Annotated in this window: 17 protein-coding genes; 15 read left to right on the top strand and 2 right to left on the bottom strand. The window is 37.9% G+C overall.

Features of this window, described 5'->3' with window-relative positions:
* Positions 1–144: 144 nt before the first annotated feature.
* From ACFG4S_RS07350 to ACFG4S_RS07310, 9 genes are all read left to right on the top strand, one after another.
* The gene (locus ACFG4S_RS07350) at positions 145–2,442 is read left to right on the top strand and encodes a CARDB domain-containing protein (RefSeq protein ID WP_392534167.1); all 2,298 of its coding nucleotides are present in this window, start codon (positions 145–147) and stop codon (positions 2,440–2,442) included.
* A 279-nt stretch (positions 2,443–2,721) separates the two neighbouring features.
* Positions 2,722–2,934 carry a mersacidin/lichenicidin family type 2 lantibiotic gene (locus ACFG4S_RS07345; protein WP_392534166.1) on the top strand — a complete coding sequence of 71 codons (213 nt, stop codon included), beginning with the start codon at positions 2,722–2,724 and terminating at the stop codon, positions 2,932–2,934.
* A 230-nt stretch (positions 2,935–3,164) separates the two neighbouring features.
* The gene (locus ACFG4S_RS07340; protein WP_392534165.1) at positions 3,165–3,350 is read left to right on the top strand and encodes a mersacidin/lichenicidin family type 2 lantibiotic; all 186 of its coding nucleotides are present in this window, start codon (positions 3,165–3,167) and stop codon (positions 3,348–3,350) included.
* A 56-nt stretch (positions 3,351–3,406) separates the two neighbouring features.
* Entirely contained in the window at positions 3,407–3,643 is a 237-nt protein-coding gene (locus ACFG4S_RS07335; protein ID WP_392534164.1) for a mersacidin/lichenicidin family type 2 lantibiotic, read from the top strand.
* A 46-nt stretch (positions 3,644–3,689) separates the two neighbouring features.
* Positions 3,690–3,872, top strand: coding sequence for a mersacidin/lichenicidin family type 2 lantibiotic (locus tag ACFG4S_RS07330; protein WP_392534163.1), 183 nt, complete (start codon positions 3,690–3,692; stop codon positions 3,870–3,872).
* Between the two features lie 61 nt (positions 3,873–3,933).
* The gene (locus ACFG4S_RS07325; protein WP_392534162.1) at positions 3,934–4,131 is read left to right on the top strand and encodes a mersacidin/lichenicidin family type 2 lantibiotic; all 198 of its coding nucleotides are present in this window, start codon (positions 3,934–3,936) and stop codon (positions 4,129–4,131) included.
* 131 nt (positions 4,132–4,262) lie between these two features.
* A complete protein-coding gene (locus ACFG4S_RS07320) occupies positions 4,263–7,514 on the top strand; it encodes a type 2 lanthipeptide synthetase LanM family protein (RefSeq protein WP_392534161.1) in 3,252 nt (1,083 codons plus the stop codon).
* Positions 7,515–7,539: 25 nt separating this feature from the next.
* Complete coding sequence (locus ACFG4S_RS07315) at positions 7,540–9,699, top strand: peptidase domain-containing ABC transporter (protein WP_392534160.1); 2,160 nt, start codon at positions 7,540–7,542, stop codon at positions 9,697–9,699.
* A gap of 2 nt (positions 9,700–9,701) precedes the next feature.
* Complete coding sequence (locus ACFG4S_RS07310; RefSeq protein ID WP_392534159.1) at positions 9,702–11,204, top strand: HlyD family secretion protein; 1,503 nt, start codon at positions 9,702–9,704, stop codon at positions 11,202–11,204.
* Positions 11,205–11,365: 161 nt separating this feature from the next.
* Here the strand turns inward: ACFG4S_RS07310 and ACFG4S_RS07305 are convergent, their stop codons facing one another.
* Positions 11,366–11,509 carry a hypothetical protein gene (locus ACFG4S_RS07305; RefSeq protein WP_392534158.1) on the bottom strand — a complete coding sequence of 48 codons (144 nt, stop codon included), beginning with the start codon at positions 11,507–11,509 and terminating at the stop codon, positions 11,366–11,368.
* Between the two features lie 239 nt (positions 11,510–11,748).
* Between ACFG4S_RS07305 and ACFG4S_RS07300 the strand changes: the two genes are divergently transcribed.
* From ACFG4S_RS07300 to ACFG4S_RS07275, 6 genes are all read left to right on the top strand, one after another.
* Entirely contained in the window at positions 11,749–11,877 is a 129-nt protein-coding gene (locus ACFG4S_RS07300; RefSeq protein WP_392535929.1) for a hypothetical protein, read from the top strand.
* Positions 11,878–12,025: 148 nt separating this feature from the next.
* Positions 12,026–13,720 (top strand): ATP-binding protein, encoded by a 1,695-nt coding sequence (locus tag ACFG4S_RS07295; protein WP_392534157.1) that lies wholly within the window; start codon positions 12,026–12,028, stop codon positions 13,718–13,720.
* 252 nt (positions 13,721–13,972) lie between these two features.
* Positions 13,973–14,326, top strand: coding sequence for a Spx/MgsR family RNA polymerase-binding regulatory protein (locus ACFG4S_RS07290; protein WP_392534156.1), 354 nt, complete (start codon positions 13,973–13,975; stop codon positions 14,324–14,326).
* A gap of 475 nt (positions 14,327–14,801) precedes the next feature.
* Positions 14,802–16,502 (top strand): ATP-binding protein, encoded by a 1,701-nt coding sequence (locus ACFG4S_RS07285; protein WP_392534155.1) that lies wholly within the window; start codon positions 14,802–14,804, stop codon positions 16,500–16,502.
* Between the two features lie 169 nt (positions 16,503–16,671).
* Positions 16,672–17,196, top strand: a complete 525-nt coding sequence (locus ACFG4S_RS07280) for a DUF937 domain-containing protein (RefSeq protein WP_392534154.1) — start codon at positions 16,672–16,674, stop codon at positions 17,194–17,196.
* A gap of 124 nt (positions 17,197–17,320) precedes the next feature.
* On the top strand, positions 17,321–17,908 hold the full coding sequence (locus ACFG4S_RS07275; RefSeq protein WP_392534153.1) for a pyridoxamine 5'-phosphate oxidase family protein: 588 nt from the start codon (positions 17,321–17,323) through the stop codon (positions 17,906–17,908).
* Positions 17,909–17,986: 78 nt separating this feature from the next.
* Here the strand turns inward: ACFG4S_RS07275 and ACFG4S_RS07270 are convergent, their stop codons facing one another.
* A complete protein-coding gene (locus ACFG4S_RS07270) occupies positions 17,987–18,640 on the bottom strand; it encodes a glutathione S-transferase family protein (RefSeq protein WP_392534152.1) in 654 nt (217 codons plus the stop codon).
* Positions 18,641–18,811: the final 171 nt, after the last annotated feature.

Here is an 18,811-nt window from a genome sequence, read left to right as displayed (position 1 = left end):
GAGAAATAAATAGCAACTAGAATTACCCGCCAAAAAAGTGGTGATAATTTTGTACGTAAGTATATTAAAAGCTGACGGTGCTTACCTTCAGTGCCTTTTCTTGAATGTTGTTTTTCAATGTGTAAGTTATAGAGGTTGATCGTTATGTTCGATCGTTCGTCAGAATTGAATTCACTTAACGTTGCTACTGATAAGAACCTTCTTATCCCTAATTCTTTATCAAACTTTGATCCTTTTTCAAGCGCGACGACTTCTCAACAGCTATCTGCAATAGCAATGCTGCGACCGATCGATCCTCCCGATCCCGATCCTATTCCTCGTGTTTTGAGCGACTTGATAATTGAAAATCCTCTAGCTCCTAGTGCAGCGATCGCGGGCAACAATATAGATATCACCTATACTCTCAAAAACCAAGGTCGGTTTAGAGCAGCTGCTAGCTCTACTAATTTTTATCTCTCCAATGACACTACCTTTAGCGGCGATGACATTCTCTTAGGTTCACAGTCGGTTGGGCCACTCGTAGGTGGTGCATCTAGTTTACAATCAGCTTCTCTCAATTTAGGAACTAACCTAGCTGGTAATTACTACTTGCTCTATCAAGCTGATGCAGAAGATACAGTGTTTGAAACAAATGAAAACAATAATTTAGCATATCAGGCGATCGCAATTACCAATAATCAACCAGACTTGGCGATCGCAAATCCTGTTGCTCCCACGAGTGCGGCTGCGGGTGATGATATCGCTCTCACCTATACGATCCAAAATCAGGGAAATCTCATAGCAACCCCTAGCACAACTAAATTTTATCTCTCTCAAGACACAAACTTAAATAACAGTGATATCTTTCTCGGTTCAGACGCAGTTAATTCTCTGGCAGCTGGTGCATCCAGTTCCGAATCAGCTACCATCTCTTTGAGTTCGAGTCTAGCTCCCGGTACTTATTACCTCTTCTATCAAGCTGATGGAAGTAGTGCAATTGCTGAAAGTCACGAAAGCAATAACTTAGCTTATCGCGCTATTAATATTACCCCAGCCTTGCCCGATTTGATTATTCAAAATCCTTTGGCTCCTAACAAAGTGACACTGGGAACTACCACTACCATTACTTATACACTGACTAACCAGGGTAAGGCGATCGCCGAAGTCCCTCCCCCTGAATACATCGAACCTACCATTCCTGGTAAACCACCTAAGCCACTCCCTAGACCTGTTTTTGCTACCAACTTCTATCTCTCCAAAGACACTATCCTCTCTAAAGATGACATCTTTCTGGGTTCGGACACAGTTCAATCTCTAGGTGCTGGTGCATCTCGTTCCGAATCAGCATCTATCTCTTGGAGAGCTAATTTGCCTGTCGGCGACTATTACCTACTCTATAAAGCCGATGCCAAAAATGCAGTCCCTGAAAAAAATGAAACCAACAACCTAGCTTACCGTTCCATTAAAGTTCTTGGAGGTGACTTGACTATCAATAATGCTACTGCCCCCACTAGGGCTGTTAGAGGTGATACGATTAACCTCACCTACACCATCAAGAATCAAGGCAATCTAACAGTTGATTCCAGCTCTACTAATTTCTATCTCTCTAAAGATACTGCCTTTAGTAATGATGATATTTTCCTGGGTTCTGACTACTTGGTTAACCCACTAGCTGCTGGTGCATCCCGTGCCGAATCAGCTTCCATCTCCTTAGCAACTAACTTAATTCGCGGCGATTACTATCTAATTTATCGTAGCGATGGAGATGAGGAGATAGTTGAAAGCAATGAAAACAACAACCTAGCTTATCAGCCGATTAAGATTGTTGGGCCAGACCTCCGTGTTCAGGTATTAATTAGCAGTATTTCTTGCCAAAGCTGTACTGATACAGACTTTTTATTTACTGATAATCATGATGAGGTCTATTACTTTATTGAAGGAGTAAATGGTAATGGAACACCTGTAGCCAAGCGAGGCCCTAACAATTTAGAAGGTGCTGATGCAGATATTGTATCAGGGAATAACTATACAGCATGGGATTTCAATGAAGGGTGGCATAAAAATCTCAATACAGTTATTTATGATCAACCTTTAATATCTGGACAAACTGCTACCCTTGGCTTTGGTTTTGCTGAAAGTGATAACAGCAATGCAGCTGCTACTCTCATCAATACTTTAGTTAGTGGTGCATCATCTTTGGCAGGAAATCCAATCATAGGAACTGTAGGGTCAGCTGTAGGAAAACTTATATCCTCTTTTATCCCAAGTAACGGTGATGATTCTTTAGGAGCTTTTGCTTTGCAACTTAACAACTATGGCGGTAAAGTCCAAGTCACTGATTTAAGACCTCTTTACTACACTACCTTTGATCAGACACTAGATAACACAACAGGTACTTTTGCTCTCCACTTCCGACACGATGACGGTGACTACATAGTTAAATTTCAAGTTCGTGGAATCTAATACGAAAAGACAAAACTAAAAAAGTAACAAGGAGTAAATAATGTTGAATATTGATATCATGATTTCAATTTCAACTTGAATAATGAGAAGCAAAGAGGGATTAAAGTTATCCCTCTTTTTTAATAATGAAATTTTAACATTTTAATCAAATAAATGTAATTATATTTAGTTGTATTTAGATTGTATCTATTTTTATTTAGAATTAAAATAATTATATTTTCCAAGTATTTAATAGCATGATAAATTAATTAATACAAATAATATAATAAAACAAAAACTATGTTAACTACTGATATTATTCGAGCATGGAAAGATGAAGCTTATCGTGATAGCTTAAATGAAGAGCAGATTTCTCAAGTACCTGAGAATCCAGCAGGATTAATTGAATTATGTGATATTAAAATGACTAACATTAAAGATGTGTCATGTAATTCTAATACACAAGCTAGGATAAGTAGTACCTGTGCGATGCTGCTAGAAAGTTATGTTTAAATCTTAACTTTTTTCTTAATATTATAAAAATTTCAGATACCCGACTTCTTCAAGAGGTCGGGTATCTTGTTTATCGCCTAGTAATTCAAATATTTATTAATTTAAATCTGTTACTTATTTTAGTTATATTTTAAGCCAATAAAATTGTATTATTCAGCTATTTAAAAGCCTGATAAGATGTGTTTAGTAAAAAACTTTTCTTACTTTTATCCCGAAACAGGAGAAAAACAATGTCCAATAATGATATCATTCGCGCTTGGAAAGATGAAGAATATCGCAAGAATTTGAGTGAACAGCAGCGTTTTCAACTACCAGAAAATCCAGCAGGTTTTGTTGAACTTTCTGATGCACAAATGGAAAGTATTGCAGGCGGTCGTCCTCATTTTATTCTAACACCGACCACCGATCAGTGCTAAATAGCGTTATTCATCATTATGTAACGCTATGTAATGCTAAAAACAGGAGAAAAATCATGTCAAATAATGACATCATTCGCGCTTGGAAAGATGAAGAATATCGCAAGAATTTGAGTGAACAACAGCGTTCTCAACTACCAGAAAATCCAGCAGGTATTGTTGAACTATCTGATGCACAAATGGAAAGTATTGCTGGTGGTCGTCCTGAGACTTACTGGTGTTACACGCATGAAGTCGGTTGCACTCAATACACAAATACTCCAGCTACAATTTGTAAAAGACAATACCTCTAATTGACGCATCAATATCAATTGAACTACTTGAATAAGGAGAGAAATTATGTCAAATAATGACATAATCTGTTCTTGGAAAGATGAAGAATATTTCAACAGCTTAACTGAACAGCAACGTTCTCAATTACCTGAAAACCCTGCTGGAATCATTGAACTTTCAGATAATGAAATGGAAATGATTCCTGGAGGTCGGCCACCAGTTACTATTACTTTATGCAATTGGTGTTAATGCTGACTTGATTGAAATAGTTCTGGTTGATTTAACAATTAGTTAATGTAGGAGAAAAACCATGTCAAATAATGACATCATCCGTGCTTGGAAAGATGAAGAATATTCCAACAGTTTAACTAAAAAACAATGTTCTCAACTACCTGAAAATCCCGCCGGAATCATTGAACTTTCTAATGAAGAGATGGACGCTGTTAAAGGTGGTAAGATGAATCCAACTATTCGCTGGTACAACACTGGTGCTTGTGGCTGTATTTGAGACTGGAGTTAGTCTGATACACACCTAAAATTTAAATTTTTACAAAGAGGAATTAAAATAATTCCTCTTTCTACAAAAAAATTGTGTCATCTCAAAAGTTTTTACCTAATTTATAGGATTGTTGAATTACTATGAATCAAATATACTCTCAACGTATTGAATATGACTGGTATCGTGGAGTTCCTTTAAAAGAAAGGATAATTTCATTATTACCTCGAAATGAAAAAAATGAGTTTAATACTGATGCAGCTCAAGCTAAACTACAAAAATGGTGGCTACAATCTCCTTTTGATGAAGATTCATTTTTTGCTAAAATGCTGGCAACAAATGGCATAACTGAAACTGATTTTTTGTATCTTATAAGCGAGTCAGTTGAATCTGTTAAGACTCGTTTTTCTGAACAGCCTAGTTGGTTAAGTGCATTTGAAAAGTCGTTTTATTCACCTGCACTCAATAACAGTTTGACAGATTTAATAGCCACCTCTGAATTAGAATCAGTAACAATAGGGTTTTTATATGCTATTGAACTACAACTTAATAAAGCTTTAGAAAAATTAAATTTAGGTATACAATCAATCATCAATATTCACCCACATATACCTTTTGAACATAAAAAGCTTGAATCGATATTTTTTACTAGTTTATCAGGGCGATTATTAAAAATGTTGAGTCGCACAATGGTGTTAGAACTCAATGTTGCTCGTTTACAGGGTTTATTACAAGATGAATCGCCAGAGAAAAGATTTAAAAGTTTTATTGAAAGGCTGAAACAGCCTGATGTTCGTCTAGCTTTATTTCAAGAATATCCAGTATTAGCTCGTCAAATTACTATTTGTATAGATTATTGGTTGCAATTTAGTCTTGAATTTATTGAGCATTTATGTGATGATTGGAACGCACTTTGTAATACATTCAGTCCAGACATTAATCCAGGATTGCTGGTTGATTTACAAATAGGAGTAGGTGACAGTCATCGTCAAGGACGCTCGGTGATTATTGCTCAGTTTGAATCTGGTTTAAAACTAGTATATAAACCTAAAAGCCTGAGTGTTGATTTACATTTTCAGCAACTGATAAACTGGATAAACGAACGAATTGATAATTTGCAATTTAAAACTTTTAAAGTTCTAAATTTTCATACTCATAGCTGGGTAGAGTTTATAGATGCAAAAGGTTGTATTACATCAGTAGAAATAGAGCAATTTTATCAAAGACAAGGTGGTTATCTAGCTCTATTCTATGCCCTGGAAGCAACAGATTTTCATAGTGAGAATTTGATTGCTTCGGGTGAGTATCCAATGATGATTGATTTAGAAGCTTTGTTTCATCCTTATGTTAGTCATACAGAGGATAAAGAGTTGGAAATGGTAGCGGGTAGTCAAATGGCTTACTCTGTTTTACGAGTTGGTTTGCTACCGCAAAAAGTCTGGGCTAACGATGAATCTGAAGGTGTAGATATCAGTGGTTTAGGTGGATTTCCTGGACAAATGACACCTAAAGGCGTTCCAACATGGGAACGGAAAGGTACGGATGAAATGCGGCTGATACGTAAGCGAATGGAAATTCCTGTCAGTCAGAACCGTCCTAGTTTAAATGGTAATGAAGTTAATGTTTTGGATTACGCTGAATCTATTATTACTGGGTTTACTAAAATTTATCAATTATTGTTGAAGCATAGAGATGAGCTTTTATGTGTTGATAGTCCTTTGAATAAGTTTGCAGATGATGAAGTGCGCGTTGTTTTGCGTCCTACAGAAACCTATGCCAGAATGCTATGGGAAAGTTTTCATCCTAATTTATTAAGGGATGCTTTGGATAGAGAAAGATTTTTTGCGCGTTTGTGGATGGAAGTTAAATATCGACCAGAATTAGAAAAAGTAATTTTAGCTGAATTGCAAGACTTATGGGATAATGATATTCCAATATTCACAACTCGTCCTAGTTATTGTGATTTATGGACAAGTAACAATCAGTTAATTCCTAACTTTTTTACTCAATCAGGAATTGAGCTTGTTCAACAAAGGCTACAAAAATTAGATGTACAAGATTTACAAAGGCAAATTTGGTTTATCCGTGCTTCTTTAGCAACTTTAATAATGGGAGATAGGAGTCAGGATAAATTTGTTAAGCGAATCGTGGACTCTGACTCTTTGATTTTAGATTCTCATCAATCGTTAAGTGAGAAATTAATAGAAAATGCTGGCGCGATCGCAGATCATCTGGCAACATTAGCAATCAGAGGCGAAGATGATGCAACTTGGCTCGGTTTAAACCTTGTCAGCGACAAACAATGGTCTGTACTTCCTTTAGGAACTGACCTTTATGATGGTCTTTCAGGTGTAACATTATTTTTAGCTTATTTAGCAAAAATCACTAAAGAACATCCCTACCAATTATTAGCAGAAGCCGCATTTAAACCAGTACTACGTCAAATCGAGCATCCAGATTTCATACGTTCTATTGGTGGCTTTAGTGGGTTTGGGGGAATTATATATACCTTAAGTCATTTGGGTGCGTTGTGGAATAACTGTGAGTTATTGTCACAAGCAGAAGCATTAGTCGAACTTCTTCCAAATTTGATTGCTGAAGATGAACAGTTAGATGTTATTGCAGGTGCTGCTGGGTGCATTGGTAGCTTAATTAGTCTTTATGTCTGCAAACCTTCCCAGAAAATTTTAAATGTAGCAATGCAATGTGGCGATCGCTTACTTTCCCAAGCGCAACCGATGCAGCACGGTGTAGGTTGGAAACTCAAGAACGTGGGAAGCGAGCCTTTAAGTGGATTTTCTCATGGTGCTGCGGGTATTGCTTGGGGGCTATTGCAACTTTCAGCTTTGACAGGAGAGAAACGTTTTTATGAGACAGCAATTGCAGCTATTACCTATGAACGTAGCCTTTTCTATCCAGAATTAGGAAATTGGCTTGACTTACGAGAATTACAAAACAAAAATGCACCAGACCAACATAATTGTATGACTGCTTGGTGTCATGGTGCGCCAGGAATTGGGTTAGCTAGGTTGCGTTGTCTGCCTTATATTGATGATATTGCCATTCGTGCAGAAATTAACACTGCGATCGCTACAACATTAAAGCAAGGATTTGGTTTCAATCATTCTCTGTGTCATGGAGACTTGGGAAACCTAGAGTTAATTTTGCAAGCTAGTTTCCAAGATTCTCAATATCAAACTTATCTACACTGCCTAACTCTCAACATCCTTGCAAGTATCGAAAAACATGGCTGGCTTTGCGGCGTACCTTTGCAGGTTGAGACACCAGGACTGATGACAGGATTAGCAGGAATTGGCTATGGATTACTGCGATTAGCACATCCAGAACTTGTTCCTTCTGTATTAATACTAGAGCCTCCTATTCACCCAGTATAAATTTTCCTTTATAGAATTTAGCGTTATGTGTTCTCGTTATCGTCACCCAGTTGTGCAACAGCACAGTGAAGAAGATTGTGGTGCTGCAAGCTTGGCTTCTATTGCCAAATATTATGGTCGTACCTTTACCATTAACCGCTTACGAGAAACTGTAGGTACACGACAACAAGGAACTACATTACTCGGTTTAAAGCAAGGTGCAGAATCATTAGGTTTCAATGCCAGAGGTGTCAAAGCCTCATTAGACATTATTAATCGGCAGACAGTACCTCTACCAGCTATTATTCACTGGAAAGGCTATCACTGGGTAGTTTTGTACGGAAAAAAAGGTAAAAAATACATTATTGCCGACCCTGGTGTTGGGATTCGTTATGTAGAGAAAAAATGGTTATTAGAAGCATGGACAGATGGAGTCATGCTACTTCTTGAACCTGACCCTGTGCGCTTTTTTACTCATGAAGATGAAAGTCACAAAATAGGTGGTTTTGGTCGCTTCCTCAGGCGAGTTTTACCCTATCGCGCTTTACTTGCGGAAGTTTTACTACTCAACTTGGTTTTGGGATTACTTTCTTTAGCCTCCCCTTACGTTCTGCAAATTCTTACAGATGACGTGATAGTTAGAGGAGATAGCCAATTACTTACTAGCATTGCGCTTGTTGTTTGTGTAATGCACATTATTAGTAGCAGTTTGCAACTTGCTCAATCTAATTTAATAGCTCATTTTGCTCAACGTTTAGAACTGGGATTAACTCTAGAATTCGCTCGTCAAATCTTACGTTTACCTTTGCCTTATTATGAAACCCGCCGTAGTGGGGAAGTTGTTAGCCGTCTGGAAGATATTCAACAAATTAATCAATTAATCTCCCAAGTTGTCATTAGTTTACCCAGCCAGTTTTTTATCGCTCTGGTTTCTTTAGGATTCATGCTATTTTACAGTACAAAACTAAGTATTATTGCTGTTATAATTACTTTAGTAATGACTATTTCAACTGTAGTTTTTTTGCCAAGTTTACAGCAAAAGTTCCGTCATGTTTTAGTATTATCTGCCGAAAATCAAGGAATCTTAGTAGAAACTTTTAAAGGTGCGATTGCTATGAAAACAACTACTGCCACACCCCAGTTTTGGGATGAAATGCAAAGTCGTTTTAGTCGGGTTGCTAACCTTTATTTAAGTACAATTCAAATTGGCATTGTTAACAACACTTCGTCTAGTTTAGTTGCTAATATTGGCAGCATTACATTACTTTGGGTTGGTAGCAACCTAGTAATTAATGAAGAATTGACAATTGGGATGCTTCTCGCATTCAACAGCATGAGTGGTAATTTTACCAACTTTGCCAAAACAGTAGTAGGTTTTGTGAATGAATTTATACGTGTCCAAACAGCTACCCAAAGATTAACTGAAGTAATCGATATTGCGCCAGAATTTCAAGAAAATAATCAAAAATCTGTTGTTGATATTACTGGTAATGCAGACATTATTTGTACATATCTTAACTTTCATCATCCTGGTAGAGTCGAACTTTTACAAGACTTTTCTCTAATTCTCCCTGGTGGTCAAGTAATTGCGCTAATTGGTAAATCAGGCTGTGGTAAAAGTACTCTCGCAAAACTGATTGCTGCATTATATTCACCACAATCTGGTAATATTCGGTTTGGTATTTATAATCAGCAAGATTTGTCTCTAGACTGTTTGCGACAACAAGTAGTATTAGTACCTCAAGATGCTCACTTTTGGAGTCGCTCAATTATGGAAAACTTCCGCTTAGGCTCACCATACGTCACCTTTGCGGAGATTGTCGAAGCTTGCAGAATTACTGGGGCAGATGAATTTATCAGCCAACTACCCGACAAATATCAAGCGGTTTTAGGCGAATTTGGCGCTAATCTTTCAGGTGGACAACGACAGAGATTAGCGATCGCGAGAGCCATAGTCAACAATCCACCAATACTAATTTTAGACGAATCTACAGCTGCTCTCGATCCAGTTAGCGAAACAGAAGTATTAAATAATTTATTAGATCAACGAGTAAATAAAACTACTATCTTGATTAGCCATCGTCCCCAAGTTATCCAACGAGCTGATTGGATTGTCATGTTAGAGCAAGGAAAACTCAAGCTCCAAGGTTCTCTTGAGAATATACGACGTATACAAGGAGAACATTTAAATTTTTTAAGACCTTAAATATGATGGTGAATCTATCTAGCCAGGATTTTTTACCTGAAATTGAAGCTAATGAATTTATACCACCAGTTAGTCGTTGGGCTAGTTTTGGGGGATTATTCATAGTGGTATCTGTGGGGGTAGCTATTATTGTGGCCTCTGTTACTCACTATAAAATTACAGTCAAAGCTCAAGCAACAGTTCGTCCTACTGGTGAACTACAACTAGTTCAAGCGGCTACAGATGGCACAGTTATGCACATTTTAGTTCAAGAAAATCAATTAGTGAAAAAAGGCGATGTGATTGCAACTCTAGATGATTTACACCTGCAAATCAAGAAAAGCCAGTTGCAAAACCAAATTCAGCAAACTACTTTACAACTAACTCAACTTAATGGACAGATCGGCGATCTTGATTCTCAAATTGTTGCAGAACGCGATCGCTCACAACATGCGATCGCATCTGCTTTAGCTGAATTAGATGGTTCTCAAAAAGATTATCGCCAGCAAAAAATTACTGCCTTAACGGAAGTTCAAGAAGCTGAAGCTAATTTAAATTCATCTGAAAACGAATCGCAAAAATCTCTATATGAATTAAAAACAGCCGAAGCAAATTTTAGGTCAGCTAAAGCCTCTCTTTTGGCTGCTCGTACTAAATTGGAGCGATACCAGACAGCAGCTACAGCAGGTGCTATTTCTCACGATCAATTGGAAGAAGTACGATTAGCCGTTGACCAACAAGAACAAGCAGTTGCAGCACAACAAACAACTATTGAAGCACAAAAACAAATTATAATTGAGCGAAAACACGCGATTTCGGCAGCGAAAGCAAAGTTACACCAGGTAGAAGCGACTATAAATCCAGTTTCAGCAACGATGACAATTGCTTCTGAACACATTGCTCAAGAAAAAGCGTCCGCTCAAGCAACACTTGTGACTTTGGACAAAGATAAAAAATCGCTTATTCAACAACGTAGTGAAATTCAAAAGCAGTTATTTCAAAATATTCACGAACTTCAGCAATTAAAAATCGATATCGATCAAAATACAATTAAAGCCAGCGTCGATGGAGCTATTATGAAATTAAATCTACGTAATCCTGGTCAAACAGTAAGTTTTGGGGAAGAAATTGCTCAAATTATTCCTAGCAATGCACCACTTATAATTAAAGCTATTGTGTCACCTCAACATATTAGCAAATTGAGAGTTGGTCAGCAAGCACAAATGCAAGTATCTGCCTGTCCTTATCCCGATTATGGTACTCTTAAGGGTCTAGTTAGCCAAGTTTCATTAGACACTGTTGAGCTAACAGAAAATAATACTCCTATTCCGAATAGTATAACCAATCATAACAAGATGTCTACCTTCTATGAAGTGACGATTAAACCAAATACTTTTGTTTTAGATAAAGCTGAATATAAATGTACTCTTCGTTCAGGAATGCAAGGTCGTGTTGATATTATTTCTCGTGAAGAATCATTTGTGCAATTTTTGCTGAGAAGTGTAAGGCTAAAATCTAATTTTTAGCGAACAAAACTCCTATTGAAAATTAAAAAGCTTGAAACTCTTTCAACGAAATTTCCAGAATTGTTGGGACTTCTGCAACTTCTTCGGAAGTCGGAGGTAATTGATTCCCTACTTATACTAAGTTGGGTTCAGAGGTAGTATTATGAGATGGGTAAAGAAAGTTAAAGAACGTAGGCGATCGCTATCAGAACAAAGCTCAACTTCCCTGTAGGAACTTCCGCTTTCTGTGTAGCAGCTTCCATCTTCACGTTTGAGTGTTTCGCGCAGTCTGTAAGAGCTTCCGCTTTGACGTTTAAGTGTTTCACGCAGTCTGTAAGAGCTTCCGCTTTGACATTTGAGTGTTTCGCGCAGTCTGTAAGAGCTTCCGTCTTCACGTTTGAGTGTTTCGCGCAGTCTGTAAGAGCTTCCGCTTTGACGTTTGAGTGTTTCGCGCAGTCTGTAACAGTTTCCGCCTTCAAAGTAGAAATCTACTGCTTGGTGAGTGCCAAAAATTTAAGAGAATTTACAGCATTCAGGTTTCTGGAATCCTCATTATGACTCTCAAATCATTCCAGGTCTGAGAAAGTTCTCTAAACTGTTCTTGGAACTAACAGAAGAGGAATTTCAGCATCTTGCCAACCAAGTTTATGTAATTTATCACACTGGTGCGATCGTCAAAATTATTCGGTCGTAAGTAACTGTAAGGCAAGTCCAAACAGTACCGTATTATAGATAACATCAACAACGTTGAACAAATACTTTAGCAAACCATAGTTTAGCTTTAGTAAGGATTTGGGAATACTAGAGTTGCACAATACACAAAAATTACAGCAACTTCTGGCATGATGTTAGCATTTTTCAACTATCCCTTTTATTCAAACAGTTTTATTCCTCATGGACATTGTTATCTCTGGAAAACAAGACTAGTCTGGCTCCACATCATTTCTGATGCAACGATTGCCTTTGCCTATTATTCTATTCCTCTATTACTGATTTACTTTATTTACAAACGCAAAGATATTCCTTTCAATGGAGTGTTTTTCTTATTTGGTGCTTTTATCCTTGCTTGCGGTACTGGACACTTGATGGAAATTTGGACGCTTTGGCATCCCGATTACTGGATTGCAGGTATTTTAAAAGCTTTAACTGCAATTATTTCTATTTATACAGCATTTACATTAATTTATCTCATACCTCAAGCTCTAAAATTAACTAGTCCTACCCAATTAGAAGCTATTAATAAAGCGCTTTCAAGTGAAATTATCGAGCGCAAAAAAACAGAAGAAGCCTTACTACGTATTAGTAAGGCTGTGGAAAGTGTCAGTGATGCTATTGCTATAGCTGATGTTAAAGGCCAATCAAATTATCAAAATCCTGCTTTTATACATTTGTTTGGTTACACAGTTGATGAACTTAACGCTACTGGTGGACCAAAAGCAATTTACTCAAATCCACTAGAACTAGAAAGCGTCTTAACTACTATCAATAGCGGTCAGTCATGGCGTGGTGAAGTCACCATGCAAAGTGCTACTGGTCATACTATGCAAATTGATTTAAGGGCAGATGCTATCAAAGACTTAACTGGCAATATTATTGCTTTAGTTGGCATCCACACAGATATTACCGAGCGTAAACAAGCAGAAGCTCAACTCAAACAGCAAGCAATAGAACTAGAGCAAACTCTCCAAGAATTGCAAAGTACTCAATCCCAACTCATCCACAATGAAAAAATGTCTTCTCTCGGTCAATTAGTAGCTGGAGTTGCCCACGAAATCAATAATCCAGTAACTTTTATTTATAGCAATCTGATTCATGCTAATAATTATATTCAACAACTAATCAAACTACTTCACCTTTACGGGATAAATTACCCAAATCCTGTACTTGAAATTCAAGAAGAAATTGAAGCTATTGACCTCGATTTTTTAAGAGATGACTTACAAAAACTGCTTTCTTCTATGAAAGTCGGAGCAGAACGTATCGGTCAAATTGTGGCTTCTCTTCGTACCTTTTCACGGCTTGATGAAGCTGAGTTAAAAGTAACAGATATCCATGAAGGTATTGACAGTACTTTGATGATTTTAGAACATCGTTTGACAACAAAAGGTAATTATCCAAAAATTCAAGTTATTAAAGATTATGGCAATTTACCTTTAGTTGAGTGTTATGCAGGACAACTAAATCAAGTATTTATGAATATTCTGACAAATGCGCTTGATGCGTTAGAAGATTCATTAATCCAAGGAAAAATTACAATTAACAAGCCACAAATTCGGATTTATACTCAACACATAACTGCTCAACAAATAATTATCCGCATCATTGATAATGGCCCTGGTATTCTAGAACAAGTTAGACAAAAGTTATTTAATCCTTTTTTCACGACTAAAACTGTAGGTAAAGGGGCTGGTTTAGGTTTATCGATTAGCTACCAAATTATTACCGAGCGACATGGTGGTTCGTTACAATGTATTTCATCTCCTAACCAAGGCGCGGAATTTATTATTCAAATTCCAGTTAAACAACCTAATAAGTAATATGGGACTCCTATTTGATTTTTGGCGAGCATCCCAAATGTGCAAATTTATGTCGCCAAGATTCAATTATATAAGGATTGATCGTAAAATTTTACAGTGTTCTATCGCAAAAGTTTTGAAGGGTTATAAAAGTTTGTAGTAAGCACTTCAGTGCTTAAAATTGAGCGATAAATCGCTCACTACAAACCCATTAAAATTAATGTGACAGACCACTAGTTATGTCATATATGGAGATTGTTACTTAATTGTATTATGTTTATTCAAGTCTACGGAATTTCTAATTGCAACACTTGCAAAAAAGCTTTGATATGGCTCCAACGCAACAACATTGACTATGAGTTCATTAATATCAAAGAGACTCCACCAACCCGCGAGCAAATCCAAAATTGGGTAAAGTCTTTAGGTTTTGCTCTCATGCGAAATACCTCCGGTCAATCCTACCGTGCTTTAGGAGACGAAAAAAAGACTTGGACTGAACAAGAGTGGGTTGATGCATTCACTCAGGATGCAATGCTGCTCAAACGTCCGCTTTTTGTCAAAGATGGAACAGCTGTGCTGGTCGGCTTTAGAGATGAGTCAGTAGTTCAAGAAAAATTAGGACTTTAGCTTGCCCTGGCGGAATTCGCGCGCCAGTTGCTCATAGGGGAAACCCCCATGAGCAACTGGCTTGGCTATACAGACAAAACTCACCTGGATGGGTTTCAAATTTTTTGAGTTTGCGTAGGCGGACGAGAGTTTGTGTAGCCGCAATTTCTAATCGCCTGGTATATTTGCTCTCACAAATATTGTTGACAATTTCACAAACCCGTTAGATTAACGACTGTGACATCAAACTTTACTACAGCTTAGTTAGACGAGAGCGATCGCCTTTATTTTTTTTAATGAAATGACTGGGCATTCAGGTAGAAGCTTGTTATCTTCATAGTTTCAGTATTTTTGACCAGGGTAGAAAAAGTAACTTTTGATAAGCTAATAGCGCATTTTGTCTCAAATTTACTTTCATTCTCCGCGTCCTCTCGGCTAGATTCGTTGTTTTTGATAAAAACCCGTCTACAACAAAAATTCAACAGCGAGTTATACCATGACTGCCACACCTGAATTAAGATACTCTAACTGGTTTAAACAAGGATTCCACCGACTTAGTATTCGGGAAAAAATTTTTTATGGGTACGGTTTAGCTTTGGGAATTGCAGTTTTGGGAACAACAGCAGGGTTAGTAATTGGCGATCGCCATTTCCACCAAGCTAGACAACAAATGGCCTTAGTAGATGAAGAAGGAAGCTTGTTAAGTAATTTGCAAGGAGAACTGTTAGAAATACAGATCAATCAACAGGAAATAGTGCCTTTTTTACAGCAGCCAGAAACCTTGCAAAAGGGAATTTCTAATTTCAAAACCGATTTGGCAGAGGCCGAAACGTTGCTTTCTCAAGCGCAGGAATTTAGTCAAACTAGTTCACAAGAAGATTTGCAAGCGCTACTCAAAAAGTATGACAGTACTATAGCGGTATATTCTGAACAACTTAGGTATTTGATCCGGCAAATCTTACCATTAAGTTCACAGCCAGAGGGAGCAACAAAAGCGCAGGAATTAATCTCAAAATTCAGTCAAAGTCAGAATTCTTTAAAGTTTTATCAATTTGCCCATGACTTAACCGACTTTGCTAAAACACTTCAAAAACGGGAAGATGAAGCTGATATAGCTCAAAAACAGGCTGCATTAATACAAGCTCAGATTATTATTATCAGTATGCTGCTGTCAGTGGCGATGGCTGCCATACTTGCTTTCTACACAAGTCTAATCATCGCCCGTCCCATTAATGCAGTGACAGATATTGCCCAAAGAGTTACCCAAGAAGCCAATTTTGATTTGCAAGCATCTGTCACTACCGAAGATGAAGTTGGGGCGTTAACTAATTCCCTTAACCAGCTGATTCAACAGGTGAAGCACCTTTTAGAAGAACAACAATCTGAGAATCAAGCACGATTAATTCAAAGTGAGAAAATGTCTAGTTTGGGACGGATGTTGGCTGGCGTCGCCCATGAAATTAATAATCCGATAAATTTTATTTCTGGCAACCTCGTACACGCGAAAACTTATACTGACGACTTATTAGGACTTCTGCAAACATATAAAACCGAAGTTATTCAGCCTTCAGATACTTTGCAAACTTTAGCAGAAGAAATTGATTTGGAGTTTCTTTTAGAAGACCTACCAAAACTCTTTAACTCTATGAAAGTTGGTGCTGAGCGCACGCGAGAAATTGTGCGAAGTTTAAAAGATTTCTCTCGTTTAGATGAAGGAGAAGCGCAGTTAGTAGAGCTACACGCTTGTTTAGATAGTACACTATTGATTTTGAACAATCGCCTGAAAAATGGTATTAGCCTTGTTCGTAAATATGGAGATATTCCAGCGGTTCCAGGGTACACAGGTTTACTTTATCAGGTATTTATGAATCTTCTCAGCAATGCGATCGATGCTGTAGAAGAAAGAGCGGTTAACAACCCAGAATTTTTACCTGAAATTACCATCATCACAGAACGATCTTATGATAATTGGGTGATAGTCCGAATTGCAGACAACGGTTCTGGTATTTCTCCAGAAAATCTCCATAAGATATTTGAAACATTTTTTACCACCAAACCCCGAGGTGTTGGTACTGGCTTAGGCCTAGCGATCGCCTATCAAATTGTGGTAGAAAAGCATCAAGGTAAAATTACTTGCGAGTCTGAGCTGGATAAAGGTACAGAGTTTGCATTGGTTTTACCAACTTTTCACCCTTGAGCTTATAGCACATCACTGCATAAAGAAGCCACCGATTTGTAATGTCTCAAACCCTCACTAAAAGGGAATTACGAATTACGTTAGCGAAGTGGGGCGTAGCCCATTACGAATTACGAATTGTTAAACTAGTTTGAGCCAGTTTTTTGAGAACAAAGGAAAAAATAAACTTATGGGACTTTTCGATCAAATTCTTGGTGCAGTCACCAATCCCAATCAACAAGGTAGCTTAGGTCAACTGGGCGGCATTATTAACACTGTAAATCAATTGAGCGATCGTACTGGTGCAGACCCTTCTACTATCCAATCAGTTTTGTCAATTGTGGGTGGTCAAGTCCGTTCTGCTTTACAGCAAAAGCAAGCCACAGATGGCAATGAAGCCACACAAACTTTAGTAAATCAATATGCTGGGACTTCTCCCAACGCCCAAGCAGTAGATTCCCTATTTTCTCCTGATATGCAACAGCAGGTAGCTGAAGTTGCTGCTCAGCGCACTGGGTTAGACGCTGGTATGATTCAACAATTACTGCCTTTAGCAGTACCTTTAGTACTGAACTTTTTGCAATCAGGCGCTAATGCTCAAAATCCCCAAGCTGGCGGAAATCCCGTACTAAATTCCTTCTTAGATGCTGACGGCGATGGTGATGTCGATATCGCTGATGCCCTACAAATGGCTAGTCGGTACATGGGACAGTAATATTCAGTGCTGAGTCAGGAGTGAGGAGTTTTGTTTATCTCCTTGTCCCCTCGGTCTTGCTAGATTGTTAGCTAAGACATAGGCTGAAAAGATGGAAAATCTGCAAATAGAAATCAGATAGTCTATGGCTAAACTTTTTGATTGTATTACTGAGGAACTGCAAGGCTTTATTGCTGCCCAACACATTTTTTTCGTTGGCTCTGCACCCTTAAGTTCTACAGGTCATATAAACCTTTCTCCTAAAGGTTTAGATTGCTTTCGTATCCTCTCTCCTAACCAAGTAGGTTATGTAGACCTTACAGGTAGTGGTAACGAAACTTCAGCCCATTTGCAAGAAAACGGGCGAATAACCTTTATGTTTTGTGCCTTTCAAGAACCCGCCTGTATCTTGCGTCTTTATGGTCAAGGAAACACAATTTTACCGAGTTCTCCAGATTGGAATTCTCTCTACTCTCTGTTTACCCCGATAGCTGGAACTCGTCAAATTATTGTCGCTGATATCCAACAAGTACAGACATCTTGTGGTTTTGGCGTACCACTTTATGAATATCAAGGTCAACGTCAAACTCTAGTAAACTGGGCTAGTAAAAAAGGCGAAGACGCAGTTCGAGAATATCAACAGCAGAAAAATCTTATCAGCATTGATGGTTTAGCGACACCACTAAATAAAGAATTCATCAGTCAGAATTCAGGAGTCATAATTAATGAGTAGGAGATTTGATTAACTTTGGCAACTCCATACGATAAAATATTATCGAATTAAAATATTTTATTTGTGCTTGCCATTCTCTTAAAACTCGAATTGAGGAAGAATTTCTGTTTCACTCTTTCCTTCATTTATCCACTCTTGCATTGCCGTCAGTGCCAAAACTGCGTCAACATAATCTTTAGAAACAGTATCTAACTGCACATCATAAGCCACAAACCGCAAAACAACCGGGGCAAAAAAGGCATCAGCAATTGTGAAATTACCAAATAAAAAATTACCATTAACCCCAAAATTTTGGCGTGATTCTTTCCAGATACTAGTAACTCTGTCAATGTCTTGTTGTACCCCAGATACTAAACCTTTGCCAGGATATTTAGTACGGCAATTCATCGGCATATTTTGACGCAGATTTTGAAACCCTGAGTGCATTTCGGCAGTGATAGAACGGGCAAAAGCTCTTACTATTTTATTCTCTGGCCACCATTGCGAAGTCGGAAAAGTTTCAGCCAAGTATTCACAAATAGCAAGAGAATCCCATACAGTTTGGTTATCGTGTAATAATACAGGTACTTTTCCAGATGGCGAGTATTGCCGAATTTTTGATGATGAGTTTGAACTATAAAGTGGAATCCGAATCTCCTTGAATTCCAAGCCAAATTGCTTCATCGCCAGCCAAGGACGGAGTGACCAAGATGAATAATTTTTATTGCCAATCACTAAGGTTAGTTGCGTCATATTTTGAATACCTGTAAACTTGTTCAATCCACATAAGTAGAGTAGCGTGAATAATGCAAGGTTTGTAGTCAGGGTTACCCTACGGGAACGCAACTCTTAGAGAGTCTCCGCCAAGGCGAACAGCCCTGATTTGAGGACTAAAGTCCTCTCTTCGAGATGCTGCGCGTAGCT

The sequence above is a fragment of the Nostoc sp. C117 genome (assembly GCF_043099735.1).
Lineage (GTDB): Bacteria > Cyanobacteriota > Cyanobacteriia > Cyanobacteriales > Nostocaceae > Nostoc.
This window is presented reverse-complemented; position numbering and strand designations above follow the sequence as displayed.

Coding starts and splice junctions, on each gene's coding strand:
- ACFG4S_RS07315 (WP_392534160.1), top strand. CDS start 7,540: ATGTGTTCTCGTTATCGTCACCCAGTTGTGCAACAGCACAGTGAAGAA.
- ACFG4S_RS07330 (WP_392534163.1), top strand. CDS start 3,690: ATGTCAAATAATGACATAATCTGTTCTTGGAAAGATGAAGAATATTTC.
- ACFG4S_RS07345 (WP_392534166.1), top strand. CDS start 2,722: ATGTTAACTACTGATATTATTCGAGCATGGAAAGATGAAGCTTATCGT.
- ACFG4S_RS07310 (WP_392534159.1), top strand. CDS start 9,702: ATGATGGTGAATCTATCTAGCCAGGATTTTTTACCTGAAATTGAAGCT.
- ACFG4S_RS07275 (WP_392534153.1), top strand. CDS start 17,321: ATGGCTAAACTTTTTGATTGTATTACTGAGGAACTGCAAGGCTTTATT.
- ACFG4S_RS07290 (WP_392534156.1), top strand. CDS start 13,973: ATGTTTATTCAAGTCTACGGAATTTCTAATTGCAACACTTGCAAAAAA.
- ACFG4S_RS07320 (WP_392534161.1), top strand. CDS start 4,263: ATGAATCAAATATACTCTCAACGTATTGAATATGACTGGTATCGTGGA.
- ACFG4S_RS07340 (WP_392534165.1), top strand. CDS start 3,165: ATGTCCAATAATGATATCATTCGCGCTTGGAAAGATGAAGAATATCGC.
- ACFG4S_RS07350 (WP_392534167.1), top strand. CDS start 145: ATGTTCGATCGTTCGTCAGAATTGAATTCACTTAACGTTGCTACTGAT.
- ACFG4S_RS07285 (WP_392534155.1), top strand. CDS start 14,802: ATGACTGCCACACCTGAATTAAGATACTCTAACTGGTTTAAACAAGGA.
- ACFG4S_RS07270 (WP_392534152.1), bottom strand. CDS start 18,640: ATGACGCAACTAACCTTAGTGATTGGCAATAAAAATTATTCATCTTGG.
- ACFG4S_RS07325 (WP_392534162.1), top strand. CDS start 3,934: ATGTCAAATAATGACATCATCCGTGCTTGGAAAGATGAAGAATATTCC.
- ACFG4S_RS07295 (WP_392534157.1), top strand. CDS start 12,026: ATGATGTTAGCATTTTTCAACTATCCCTTTTATTCAAACAGTTTTATT.
- ACFG4S_RS07335 (WP_392534164.1), top strand. CDS start 3,407: ATGTCAAATAATGACATCATTCGCGCTTGGAAAGATGAAGAATATCGC.
- ACFG4S_RS07280 (WP_392534154.1), top strand. CDS start 16,672: ATGGGACTTTTCGATCAAATTCTTGGTGCAGTCACCAATCCCAATCAA.